11 protein-coding genes are annotated in these 11902 nt (G+C 40.3%); 7 read left to right on the forward strand and 4 right to left on the reverse strand.

Translation table 11 applies throughout. From position 1 onward, the window contains the following. The first annotated feature begins 50 nt into the window (after positions 1-50). Entirely contained in the window at positions 51-980 is a 930-nt protein-coding gene (locus tag BLU33_RS02055; RefSeq protein ID WP_091380096.1) for a hypothetical protein, read from the forward strand. A gap of 171 nt (positions 981-1151) precedes the next feature. Here BLU33_RS02055 and BLU33_RS02060 read toward each other — a convergent pair whose 3' ends face one another. The 3 genes from BLU33_RS02060 to BLU33_RS02070 form a co-directional block, all read right to left on the reverse strand. Then, on the reverse strand, positions 1152-1607 hold the full coding sequence (locus BLU33_RS02060; RefSeq protein WP_091368504.1) for an SRPBCC family protein: 456 nt from the start codon (positions 1605-1607) through the stop codon (positions 1152-1154). Between the two features lie 143 nt (positions 1608-1750). Continuing rightward, complete coding sequence (gene asnS, locus BLU33_RS02065) at positions 1751-3199, reverse strand: asparagine--tRNA ligase (protein ID WP_091368507.1); 1449 nt, start codon at positions 3197-3199, stop codon at positions 1751-1753. Positions 3200-3332: 133 nt separating this feature from the next. Continuing rightward, positions 3333-3587: a hypothetical protein gene (locus BLU33_RS02070; RefSeq protein ID WP_091368511.1), complete on the reverse strand. Its 255-nt coding sequence runs from the start codon at positions 3585-3587 to the stop codon at positions 3333-3335. 232 nt (positions 3588-3819) lie between these two features. Between BLU33_RS02070 and BLU33_RS02075 the strand changes: the two genes are divergently transcribed. From BLU33_RS02075 to BLU33_RS02090, 4 genes are read left to right on the forward strand one after another with little or no spacing between them, the layout of a single operon-like run. Further along, the gene (locus tag BLU33_RS02075) at positions 3820-4689 is read left to right on the forward strand and encodes a DMT family transporter (protein WP_091368514.1); all 870 of its coding nucleotides are present in this window, start codon (positions 3820-3822) and stop codon (positions 4687-4689) included. 50 nt (positions 4690-4739) lie between these two features. Next, the gene (gene dnaG / locus BLU33_RS02080) at positions 4740-6668 is read left to right on the forward strand and encodes a DNA primase (RefSeq protein ID WP_091368517.1); all 1929 of its coding nucleotides are present in this window, start codon (positions 4740-4742) and stop codon (positions 6666-6668) included. Further along, on the forward strand, positions 6668-7036 hold the full coding sequence (locus BLU33_RS02085) for a YraN family protein (protein WP_091368520.1): 369 nt from the start codon (positions 6668-6670) through the stop codon (positions 7034-7036). Before dnaG ends, BLU33_RS02085 begins: the two co-directional genes overlap by 1 nt. Before the next feature lie 7 nt (positions 7037-7043). Next, the gene (locus BLU33_RS02090; protein WP_091380097.1) at positions 7044-8102 is read left to right on the forward strand and encodes a glutaminyl-peptide cyclotransferase; all 1059 of its coding nucleotides are present in this window, start codon (positions 7044-7046) and stop codon (positions 8100-8102) included. A 120-nt stretch (positions 8103-8222) separates the two neighbouring features. Here the strand turns inward: BLU33_RS02090 and pgi are convergent, their stop codons facing one another. After that, complete coding sequence (gene pgi, locus BLU33_RS02095) at positions 8223-9869, reverse strand: glucose-6-phosphate isomerase (RefSeq protein ID WP_091368524.1); 1647 nt, start codon at positions 9867-9869, stop codon at positions 8223-8225. A 263-nt stretch (positions 9870-10132) separates the two neighbouring features. Between pgi and BLU33_RS02100 the strand changes: the two genes are divergently transcribed. Both BLU33_RS02100 and prfB read left to right on the forward strand, forming a co-directional pair. Next, positions 10133-10555, forward strand: coding sequence for a hypothetical protein (locus BLU33_RS02100; protein WP_091368527.1), 423 nt, complete (start codon positions 10133-10135; stop codon positions 10553-10555). 250 nt (positions 10556-10805) lie between these two features. Then, positions 10806-11898, forward strand: a protein-coding gene (gene prfB, locus BLU33_RS02105; protein WP_157682021.1) for a peptide chain release factor 2 whose coding sequence is annotated in 2 segments (ribosomal slippage) — positions 10806-10865 and positions 10867-11898 — 1092 coding nt in all. Because the reading frame shifts where the segments join, the coding sequence is not laid out codon by codon here. Positions 11899-11902 lie beyond the last annotated feature (4 nt).

Raw genomic sequence — 11902 nt, forward strand, 5'->3', positions numbered from 1 at the left:
TGAGATCCCGAAACAAGTTCGGGATGACAGGGGTGTTAGATAAAATATCTATGAACAAATGCGTTTTATTAGCTTTCATCTTTCTCCTTTTCGCTTTCATCTCAAAAGCACAGGTAAAGCGTTTCAATCCGGATACCATCCGCACTATTGTTATTGATTCGCCAATTAATATCCATTCGCATAAACTGAATGTGCAGGATTTTATTGATGTCGTATTAAACGATACCAGCTTTTACCAGGCTTTTCGCAATATGAAACATGCCTCATTTATTGCAGAAAATTATATCTACACCTACGACAAGCACAATAAAATTGACGGTAAAATATACCGTAAAATAAAACGCACCTATGCCAACGGCAGTCATAAAGTTGAATATCTGGCTAAACGCGATAGCGGCAATATGTACAAAAAGGATGGCAAATACCAGTTGTATACCGTAAATATGTTTGATTACATTTTTACCAATGCCTACAACAGCAATGGTAATAGTAGTCCGTTAGGAGCTAAAAGTACCAATGGCGGTAAGGATCAATCGTATAAAGACAAGCTTAAAACCCTCATATTCGCACCCGGTCACCGGGTTGATGGTATTCCTTTCATCAGCAATAAAACAGAGATCTTTTCACCGGATATGCGGCAGTATTACGATTATCAGTTTGCCCGCGGTAAGTATTTGGATAGTATACCCGTTTATCGTTTTAAGGTGATCCAAAAATCAAGCACGCAGGATAATGATGTAGTGATAAAAGAACTCACCACTATTTTTGATACCCGCACATTCCAGATATTGGGTCGCTATGTTAACCTCAGTTTCCACAATATGTTTATTGATTTTGATGTGCAGATGAATATGGAACTAAACAGGTTTAATGGCGAGCTATTGCCCACTAAAATAACCTACCAGGGCAATTGGGATATTCCGTTTCATAAGACAGAGCGGGCAAGTTTTTTGATTGTGCAAAAGGATTTTACGCCGTAGTGTTTTCTCCAAACGTCATTGCGCGTAAAACACAAAAAACATGTCATTGCGAGCGATAGCGTGGCAACCTCGTCGCGTTCAATATGCAAGCGACGAGGTTGCTTCGTCGTTCCTCCTCGCAATGACATAGTGGGTACGGTTTTGAAACAAGTTCAACACGGCGGCGACTATTTACGGTGTTTCAGCAGCAGCTTTAATCACTCTGTTTCTTTCTGTTAAGAACCTGGTCATATACCTTTTCAATACCAGCCGGTTAACCAGCTTACCCAATATGCCTAATGGTGACTCAAACATAAATACATCCCTCATTACCGTATGCTTGTCATCAACCACAGTAAAATGATGCTCATGGGTAAAGCTTTTGAATGCTCCGCTAACCATTTCGTCAACAAAAAGGAAAGGGAAATCAAATACGGTAATTTTTGAAGTTAAATTTTGCCATATGCCAAAGTGCCTTGCCCGCCAGGTAACGTTTTCATTCAAGCCGATCAATCCGCTGGTGCGCCCTGCAATAGCACGTTCGCCGGTTTGTTTGGTTGATTCCATATGCAGATCAATACTGCGCGAGAGGTTGAAAACCGTTTCAACAGGAGCATTTATCTCGGTGATCAACTCTATTGTTGGCATAATGGTTATATAATGTATGTCATTGCGAGCGATAGCGTGGCAACCTCGTCGCTTGCATATTGAACGCGACGAGGTTGCCGCGTCGTTCCTCCTCGCAATGACACAAAAATCAGCGTAATCAAAAAATCATCCTAAATCAGCGCTTAAAATTCCGCGTTCTTTGGATATCTTGGGAAAGGTATTACATCCCTGATATTGCCCATGCCGGTTACAAACAGTACCAAACGCTCAAAGCCTAAACCAAAACCAGCATGCGGACAAGCGCCGAAGCGCCTTGTATCCAGGTACCACCAAAGCTCTTCTTTTGGTATGCCCATTTCATCCATGCGTTGCTCCAGTTTATCTAAACGCTCTTCACGCTGCGATCCACCTACAATTTCGCCAATGCCGGGGAACAAAATGTCCATAGCGCGAACAGTTTCGCGGCCCTGTGCATCGGGCTCATTCTGGCGCATGTAAAACGCTTTAATAGCTTTAGGGTAATCGGTTAGTATTACTGGTTTTTTAAAGTGCTTCTCTACCAGGTAACGCTCATGTTCTGATTGCAGGTCGGTCCCCCAGCCTTCAACCGGGTACACGAATTTTTTCTTTTTATTCGGGGTCGATTCTTTTAGTATGTCGATAGCCTCGGTGTAGGTCAGACGTTCAAAATCATTGTCTAAACAAAACTGCAGCTTATCAAGTAATGTCATTTCTGATCGCTCGTTTTGCGGTTTTTGTTTTTCTTCCTCGGTTAAGCGCTGCGTTAAAAATTCAATATCATCCTTGTTTTTGTCAAGGGCGTATTTAATCACGTATTTCAGCATATCCTCAGCCAGATCCATGTTATCAACAAGGTCGTTAAAGGCAACTTCGGGTTCTATCATCCAAAACTCCGCTAAGTGGCGGGTAGTGTTGGAGTTTTCAGCACGGAAAGTTGGACCGAAAGTATAAATATCACTCAAAGCCATAGCACCAAGCTCACCTTCCAGCTGACCGGAAACGGTAAGGTTAGTAGGCCTGCCGAAGAAATCCTGTTTAAAATCTATTTCGCCGGTTTCTGTTTTTGGCGGGTTATCCAGATCGAAATTGGTTACATGGAAAGTTTCGCCCGCGCCCTCCGCATCAGATGCAGTGATGATAGGCGTGTGCAAATAAACAAACCCACGCTCCTGGAAGAATTGGTGCACCGCAAATGACAGCGTATTGCGCACACGGAATATAGCGCCGAAGGTATTGGTTCGGAAACGCAGGTGGGCGTTCTCGCGCAAAAACTCTAAGGTTTGGCGTTTAGGCTGTAAAGGGAATTCATCAGGGTTACAATCGCCTAAAATTTCAATATCCTTTGCAACAACTTCAACTTTCTGACCCTGCCCTAAAGATGGGATCAATTCGCCGGTAACACTTATAGCAGCGCCAAAAGTGATCCTTTTTAACAGATCAGGATCGGTGTTTTCAAAATCTACAACGATTTGTAAGTTATTATTAGTTGAGCCATCATTTAAAGCTATAAAACGATTTTGACGGAAAGCCCGTACCCATCCTTTTACAGTTATCTCCATATTGGTTTGTTCGCTCTCTAATAATGCTTTGATCTTTGTCCGCTGGCTCATGTAAATATCTTTTGAGCGGCAAAAATACAATTATTTGATTTATTGCCGATAAGCCTTTGAAAAACTATTTGCGAAACTAAAAAAGAAAACCCCGGTGATATGCCGGGGTTTATATTTTATAACGAAACTATTTTTAGTCAATAGTATCCTTTTTAAGTAAAGGGCTCTTCAGTTTTATGTCAATAGTGTCCTTAAGCCTAAGATTGTGCAAATCAATAGTATCTTTCTTAAGTAAAGGGCTTCTTACATCAATAGTGTCTTTAAGTTTATCATTTATCCCAGTAGTGTTAGTTTTGCTATGCGTAGCAGGGCTAACGCTATTGTTTTTGGTGCAGGCAGATATTGAGATCAGCAATAAGCCGGAAACAAGCAGGTTTAATTTCTTCATATGATTAAGAGTTAGATTTAAAGTTAAAAATTAAGCATTAATATAAATAGAGCAATCCCCAATTTATATGGGGAACTACAAAGTTAAGGATATTATGATATATACAAAAAAAATATCCAGTAAATAGTTAATTAGTAATGAGATAGCGGTTGTAAGCAATAAAAAATTTCACTATAAAACATTAAGAAAAATTAATGTGTATTTGTTTAAGTTTGACGCCAATAATAGCAATATGAATCCCAAACTAAGCCTGGTTATTGGCATCCTGTGTATATCGTTTTCGCCAATATTTGTAAAGCTTGCAGGGGTATCGCCTTTGGGGGCAGCTTTCTACAGGGTTTTGGTTGCCTGGCTTTGCCTGGTGCCCTATTGCATTGCGGCCAAAAAACTCAGGATTAATAAAAGGCAACTTATTATAGCGCTAACCGCCGGAGTAGTTTTTGCTTTGGATGTAGCCGTTTGGAATATCTCCCTGTTAAAAATCAGTGCTACAGTATCAACCCTTATTGCTAACCTGGCGCCTGTTTGGGTGGGCTTATTCAGCTTCCTGCTGTTCAAAAAAAGCTCAGGCATATTGTTTTGGGTAGGCACCCTGATTGCCATAACAGGCATGATAATATTAGTAGGGTACCAGCATATTTTACACCTGGAACTGAATACGGGTATTCTACTGGCTATTTTAGCCAGTTTGTTCTACGCAATCTACATCATGATCACCAAAAATATTATGGCGGGTATTGATGTATTCACGTTTATGTTTTATAGCATGCTGAGTGCAAGTATGTTCTTGTTGCTGGTAAATTGCTTTATGGGGAATGATATTATTGATTATTCGCCCAAAGTATGGTTCTGTTTTGTGGGGATGGGCCTAATATGCCAGCTTACCGGGTGGCTCACCATCAACTACTCGCTGCGTTACCTGGAATCGACCAAAGTGGCTATCACCTTATTGAGCCAAACCGTATTTGCAGGCCTGTTAGCTGCATTTTTACTGAGCGAAAGACTGGGTGCCAATGAAATTATAGGCAGTGTAATTGTGCTGGGCGGCATAGCCGTAACATTTTTAAAGGCAGGTAATCAATCAAATAAAATTGTATCTTAACGTTTGTTAATTATCCATTGATGATTTGCCCTACATTTGCATTTTAGCACATGATAACAAAACCCACCATTGACAAGATTATGGAAGCCACCGACATTGTGGAGGTGATAGGGGAGTTTGTGCAATTAAAAAAACGTGGGGCTAACTATGTGGGCCTGTCGCCATTTGTAAATGAGCGTACACCATCATTCACGGTATCGCCGGCTAAAGGTATTTTTAAGGATTTTTCATCGGGTAAAGGCGGTTCAGCAGTTACGTTTTTAATGGAACTGGAGAAATTCACCTATCCCGAGGCTCTCAAATGGCTGGCGAAAAAGTATAGTATTGAGGTTGAGGAAACTGTTGATACCAGCGAGAACCGTGAAGCCGACAATCATCGCGAAAGCCTGATGATAGTTACGGGCTATGCCGCTAAATTTTTTCATGAAAGCTTACTGGAGACCGATGAAGGCAAAAATATAGGCCTTAGCTATTTTAAAGAGCGTGGTTTTAATAAAGATACTATAACCAAGTTTGAGCTGGGTTATTCTCCCGATCAATGGGAAGCCTTTACTGGTCAGGCCATAAAAGAAGGTTATCAGCAAGAGTTTTTAGAGGAAAGCGGCTTATCTGTTAAGCGTGATAACGGCTCATTGTATGATCGTTACCGTGGCCGGGTAATGTTCCCGATACATAGCTTTACCGGGCGTGTGATTGCCTTTGGTGGGCGTACCTTAAAAAATGATAAGAACGTACCTAAATACGTAAACTCGCCTGAGTCGGAGATCTACCATAAATCAAATGTGCTTTATGGTTTGTTTTTTGCCAAGAAAGCCATCAGGGATGAGGATAACTGTTATTTGGTGGAAGGTTATGCCGATGTTATATCGGTACACCAGACAGGGATCGAGAATGTGGTGGCTTCATCAGGCACCTCATTAACAGTTGAACAGATCAGGCTGATTGGTCGCCTTACCAAAAACATCACCATTTTATATGATGGCGATGCGGCAGGTATAAAAGCCTCGTTGCGGGGGTTAGATATGATTTTGGAGGAAGGACTCAACGTAAAAGTAGTGCTGTTCCCCGATGGGCATGATCCTGATTCCTATGTGCGCAGCGTAGGTACCAGCGCATTCAAAAAATATATTGAAGATACTAAGAAAGATTTCATCCTGTATAAAACTGACCTGCTGCTTAAAGATGCGGGTAACGACCCCATAAAAAAAGCAGAGGTAATACGGGAAATTGTTGAGAGCGTTGCCAAAATACCGGATTCCATAAAAGCATCGGTATTTATAAAAGAGTGCAGCGATCTGTTAAAGATAGATGAGCGCGCCCTGCTATCCGAGCTCAATAAAATGCGGATGGCTAAGGCCAAAAAGGATTCGCAGCAGCCAAATTCAAATCCAAGGCAGTTTGTGCCTGTTGATGAAACGTTGCTTTATGAGCCTATTGAAGACAACGCAAGAGATGATTTTAATCAAGAACGAGAAATTATACGCTTACTCTTATTATATGGGAATGTTATAATTGATTGGGATGGAATTGCTAATACTTATATAGGACCTTTTATAATATCCTCATTGGACGATGTAGAATTCGAAAACTCTGAATGTAGTAAAGTAATGGAAGTTTATAAACAAGAATATGAAAAAGGAATTATGCCTGATGATACTTTCTTGGTCAATTTCTATGATAATAAAGTTTCAGATTTAGCGATCTCAATATTGTTATCACAATATTCTTTAAGTCCTAATTGGGTCTTAATGCATAATATTACAACTAATGATGAAACAAAAAATATGAAAGCTACTATACTTGGAGGCGTATTCAACTTAAAGAACCAAAAAGTTAAAAAGCTTCTCGATAACGTTCATCAGGAAATGCAAACTACAAATGATATAGAAGAATTAAATATATTGTTAGCCCGACACATGCAACTTAAAAGAGTTGAAAAAAGCATTGCGGATTATTTAGGCATTGTAGTAGTAAGGTAATGGCCCAACACCTCGACCTAGGCCGTAAAGGCGAAAGCATTGCTAAAACACTTCTTGAAAATTCCGGTTATGAAATACTGGATGAAAACTGGACGCATGGCAAAGCCGAGGTCGACCTGATTGCCTATAAAGACAAGGTGATTATATTTGTGGAGGTAAAAACGCGTACCGGCAATGGTTATGGCGAACCAGAAGATTTTGTGGATGACCGTAAACAAAAATTATTGGTTAATGCCGCGGATGAATATATTTACCTGATGAATCACCAGGGCGATGTGCGCTTTGATATCATCTCCATATTATTTGATAAACAAGCTAATTATAAAATAAAGCATATTGAAGATGCGTTTTGGCCACATGCCACATAAACTGAACATGAATAATAAAATAAAGCTACTTTTTGCCTCGTTTGCATTACTGGCCCTCGGCTGTCACCATAATCAAACGGAAAATATTGTTAATATAAGTCCGGATGCGGGCACCAGCTACAAAAGTGGTGATGTGGTTGCTGTAAAAGCGCATTATTCGGCTGATACCAAACCTGATTCTATTGTTTATTTAGTTGACTCGGTAAGGGTGGGTATGCTGAAGGATTCATCGGTATTGTCATTAAAAACTGATAGCATGCTTTTAGGCCCAAGGGTAATAACTGCACGGGTTTACACCGGCGGCAAAAATCAGGAAGCATCAACAAATATAGTTTTACTGGCAGCAAAAGCACCTGAAGAATATACCTACAAGGTAATAAAGGTTTATCCGCATGATACCAGCGCTTATACCGAAGGCTTGTTATATCACGATGGTTATTTATATGAAAGTACCGGTAATGCAGGTCATTCAGCCTTGAAAAAAGTAAATCTTGAAACCGGCAAAACCGTAATGGAAGCCAAGCTCGATCCTAAATATTTTGGAGAAGGCAGCGCTATAATCGACGGTAAAATTGTAATGTTCACCTATACAGAAAAATTAGGTTTTGTATTTGATAAGAACACGTTTAAAATGCTCAGTACTTTTAATAATAATGTGGGTATTGAAGGCTGGGGAGTTACTTATGATGGCAATAAACTATACCTGGATGATAGTTCGAACCGGATCTGGTTCCTGGATAAAAATAATTACCACGCCACAGGTTATATTGATGTGTACGATAATAAAAGAGCGATAGATTCAGTAAACGAACTGGAGTACATCGACCATAAACTATACTCGAACGTTTACCAGCATGATACCATTTTGGTGATCAGCCCCAAAACAGGCGCGGTGCTTCAGCGTGTGGATATGAAGAATCTGTGGCCAATGGCAAGTCGCCCCGCTGATTTTGATAATGGCCAAAACGTACTTAACGGTATAGCCTGGGATGAAAAAGGTAAAAGGCTCTTCGTAACCGGCAAAAAATGGCCGCATTTGTACCAGGTGGAGTTTGTGAAGAAGTAAGCCCCCTAACCCCCTGAAGGGGGAACAATTTGTCCTTACTAAGAAAAAACAAAAAAGAGCCAGAATTTCTGGCTCTTTTTTGTTTAATAAATATAGCTCCCTCTTCAGGGGGCTGGGGGGTTATCTCCAGCTCTTATACTGATTGATCAACCCATTGGTTGATGAGTCATGCGTAGTAACTTCACCTTCGGCTCTTAACTCAGGCTGTATTTTTTGGGCTAATTGCTTGCCCAGTTCAACACCCCATTGGTCAAAGCTGTAGATGTTCCAGATAATACCCTGTACAAATATTTTGTGCTCATACATTGCTATTAATGAACCTAAGCTGTGTGGCGTAATCTTTTTAAGCAGGAATGAATTGGTAGGGCGGTTGCCATCAAATTCTTTAAATGGTGCTAATTTCTCAATTTCCTCAGCCGATTTGCCAGCTGCCTTTAATTCAGCAATCACTTCATCTATAGTTTTACCATTCATCAAAGCTTCTGTTTGTGCAAAATAGTTTGAAAGCAATAACATGTGATGGTCGCCAAGTGGGTTGTGTGATTGTGCAGGCGCTATAAAATCGCAAGGGATCAGTTTTGTTCCCTGGTGTATCAACTGGTAAAACGCGTGTTGACCGTTTGTGCCCGGCTCACCCCAGATAATTGGACCGGTTGAGTAGTCAACAGCCTTGCCATTACGGTCGATATGTTTACCGTTGCTCTCCATATCGCCTTGCTGAAAGTATGCGGCAAAGCGGTGCAGGTATTGGTCGTATGGTAAAATAGCTTCGGTTTCCGATTCAAAAAAGTTATTGTACCAGATGCCTAGTAAGCCTAATATAACTGATGGGTTTTGTTCAAACTCTGTAGTTCTGAAATACTCGTCATAAGCATGGGCGCCAGTTAAAAGCTCAACAAAGTTTTCGTAACCAAGGCTTAAAACAATTGAAAGGCCAATAGCGCTCCATAAAGAGTAACGACCGCCTACCCAATCCCAAAACTCGAACATGTTTTTGGTATCGATGCCGAATTTCTCAACACCGGCAGTATTGGTTGACAGGGCCACGAAATGCTTGGCAACATCTTCCTGTTTACCGCCGTTTGCCAGCAGCCAATCCTTAGCACTTTGCGCGTTGGTCATGGTTTCCTGGGTAGTGAAAGTTTTTGAGGCGATCAGGAATAAGGTAGTTTCAGGGTTCACTTCTTTTAATGCTTCGGCAATGTGGGTGCCGTCAACATTACTTACAAAGTGCATTTTCAGGTGGTTCTTGTAAGGGCGTAATGCCTCGGTAACCATCACCGGCCCAAGATCAGAACCGCCGATACCTATATTAACAACATCAGTAATTGATTTACCGGTAAAGCCTTTCCAGCGGCCCGAGATGATCTCTTCGCTAAAAGTTTTCATTTGCTCAAGCACGCGGTTCACATCAGGCATTACATCTTTACCGTCAACATAAATAGGTTTGTTGCTGCGGTTACGCAGGGCTATGTGTAATACCGGACGATGCTCGGTAGCATTGATTACTTCACCGGAAAACATGGCTTCAATCGCATCCTTTAGCATACATTCCCTGGCCAGTTGCATTAACAGGGCAAAAGTTTCATCCGTGATGCGATTTTTGGAGTAATCGATTAAAATATCCTCAAAACGGGTTGAGAATTTAGTAAATCTTTGATTGTCAGTTTTAAAAAGGTCTTTCAGGTTTTCGGCCACTATATCAATATAATGATCGGCTAAATATTTATAAGCCTTAGTGGTGGTAAAATCAATGTTTGGCAGCATAGTTGGATTAGTTTTTAAACAAAAGTAGGATTTAAAATTTCAGGTGATAAATTAATCTGAAAGTTTACTTTTTCATGTATGATCAGTGTATTATTAACACACCTCACTTAGTGTTTGTTTTACACCATGTTAATTGTAAAATTCCAAAAAATAATTACACTTTGTTTACATATTTAAAATAATTATTTATCATATTTGTACATCTTGTAAAGAAAACATCTATTTATAATCAAATTGTTAATCGGCTCTTAAATTTTTTATTCATGTTTGAGAAACTCTTTTTGCTTGTTAAAAATAACGCCGGGACGGCTGTTATGAACAACCCGGAGGTACCGGAAAAATACCGTGATGCAGTGATAAATGAAGCTTCAAGTTCAATAATTGAAGTTTTAAAGGGTAATATGGAAGGCGGCAAACTAAAAGATACGATAAAGTATTTTCAGTTTTCGGGAGTTTACAATAATCCACTTATATCAAGCGCGGTTAAAAGATTTGCCAATAAACTGAATAATAACTATAATATTGATGCGGCGTCAGCGCTTGCTATCTCAAAATCTTTGATCCCGCCTGTTATGCAGGAATTAATAAAGGAATCAAAAAGCGAGAATAAGGACTTTGCATTATCAGCCATATTAACAAAGCTTACCGGTATTCATGTTGATATGAACCAGCTAGCTGTAGCTTAAGTATAAATTTTAACAACCTCATATATGGCCTGCCAATTTATTGGTGGGCTTTTTTGTGCGATTTAGGATTTCGGATGTTCGATTTCGGAATTGTTTTTATTTGATTTTTTAGATATTGACAAATGAAAATCAATATCTGCATATCATAAATCCGAAATACAAGTGAATTCGAAATCGAACATCCGAATTCCGAAATAAATGTAAATCCGAAATCGAACATCCGAATTCCGAAATTCTATATATTTGCCAAATGACTAAAGAACAGATTCAGGATTTAAGGGATAGAGTTACTTCCCTGAGGAGGCATCTTTGACATCGATACCAAACTCGATTTATTACAAAAAGAACAGGATATAACTATAGGCCCAAATTTCTGGGATCATCCTAAAGATGCCGAAAAGGTACTGGCATCCATCAAAACAAAAAAAGTGTGGACTGATGCTTTCCAAAAAGTAGTGGCGGTAGTTGAGGATGCAGCCGTTATGTATGATTTTTATCATGCAGGCGATGCTACCGAAGCCGAAATGCAGGAACAATATGATGCTGCTATAAAGGCCGTTGAAGAACTGGAGTTTAAGAACATGCTCTCAGCTGATGAAGATCAGCTGAATGCCGTATTGCAGATTACCGCAGGTGCCGGTGGTACCGAAAGCTGCGACTGGGCCGGTATGCTCATGCGCATGTATATGATGTGGGCCGAAAAAAATGGCCATAAAGTAACCGAACAGGATTACCAGGAAGGTGATGTTACCGGTGTAAAAACCGTTACCCTGCAAATAGAAGGCGAATTCGCCTACGGTTATTTAAAGGGTGAAAACGGCGTACACCGTTTAGTACGAATCTCGCCTTTCGACTCCAACGCCAAACGCCATACTTCATTTGCATCGGTATATGTTTATCCTTTGGTTGATGATACTATTGAGATCGACATTAACCCGGCTGATATTGAGTTTGAGACCTTCCGCTCAGGCGGTGCAGGTGGGCAGAACGTGAACAAGGTGGAAACCGCCGTGCGTTTATACCACAAGCCATCGGGCATTATTATCAAGAACCAGGAATCGCGCTCGCAATTGCAGAATAAGGATAATGCTATCAGATTATTGAAATCGCAATTATATGAGGCCGAAATGCGTAAACGCATGGAACTTACCAATGCTATTGAAGGCAATAAGAAAAAGATAGAGTGGGGATCACAGATAAGAAACTATGTGCTGCACCCGTATAAACTGGTGAAGGATTTGCGTACCGATCATGAAACATCAAATGCAGCCGCTGTTTTAGATGGCGACCTGGATGATTTTCTGAAAGCCTATTTAATGGAATTTGGCGGACCTAAAAGTTAATTTT

It is taken from the genome of Mucilaginibacter mallensis, assembly GCF_900105165.1.
GTDB classification, from domain to species: Bacteria; Bacteroidota; Bacteroidia; order Sphingobacteriales; family Sphingobacteriaceae; genus Mucilaginibacter; species Mucilaginibacter mallensis.